This window comes from Paraburkholderia sp. RL18-101-BIB-B (assembly GCF_046026985.1).
Lineage (GTDB): Bacteria > Pseudomonadota > Gammaproteobacteria > Burkholderiales > Burkholderiaceae > Paraburkholderia.
In genome coordinates, this window is the sequence record NZ_JARESV010000171.1 from 1 (window position 1) to 817 (window position 817).

Sequence of the window (817 nt, forward strand, 5' to 3'; positions counted from 1 at the left end):
CCGGATGCCCTGCGTCGCGCCCTTGACGCCAGCCTCGCAAAGCTCGGTGTCGACTACGTTGACCTGTACATGGTGCATTGGCCGTCGCGTGACATGGACCTCGGCGCCGTCATGGAAACAATGCAAGGCTTTCTGCAGAACGGCACCGTTCGCTCAATCGGTGTGTGCAATTTCAACGTGACGATGCTACGAAAAGCCATCGAGGAAATCGGTGCACCCATCGCCTGCCACCAGATTGAATACCACGCGTTTCTAGACCAGTCGAAGATGCTGAACTACTTGCGCGAGAAAGGCATTCCACTTGTCGCCTATGCCCCGCTTGCGCAAGGCAGGGCAGCAAGCGACCCCGTACTTCAGGCAATCGGCACCAAGCATGGCGCGACTGCTGCCCAGGTTGCACTCGCCTGGCTTCTGGAACAGGACGGGGTCGCCGTGATTCCTAAGGCTCAACGTCGCGAAAGTCAAAAATCCAATCTCGACGCGCTGGCGGTGAAACTCGACGATGATGACCGGCACTCTATTGCGGCGTTGCCGAAGAACCACCGTTTCGTCACTCCGCCGTTCGCGCCGGAATGGGACGCGTAACTGTTGCCTTCGCACTGCAGTGCAGTCCATCCGCTAGTCATCGCCGCAGCGGTGGGGCGGCAATCGACGCTGATTCATCGACATCCATTCAACAGAATGTCAGACTCTCGCGTGAACCGCCTTCGATTGCGACCATCATGTTCAACTCATGCGAGACAAACAGCGTGGACGCAAAAAGTCTCTGAATGCCTTCACCTTCAGGGCCGTGTACTACAGCCCGGGGAGCGGTGAG

1 protein-coding gene is annotated in these 817 nt (G+C 58.0%); it reads left to right on the forward strand.

The window, feature by feature from the left end; translation table 11 throughout:
- Positions 1-585: aldo/keto reductase (locus P0D73_RS46545; RefSeq protein ID WP_408436479.1), on the forward strand; the 585-nt coding region annotated here is incomplete at its 5' end.
- Positions 586-817: the final 232 nt, after the last annotated feature.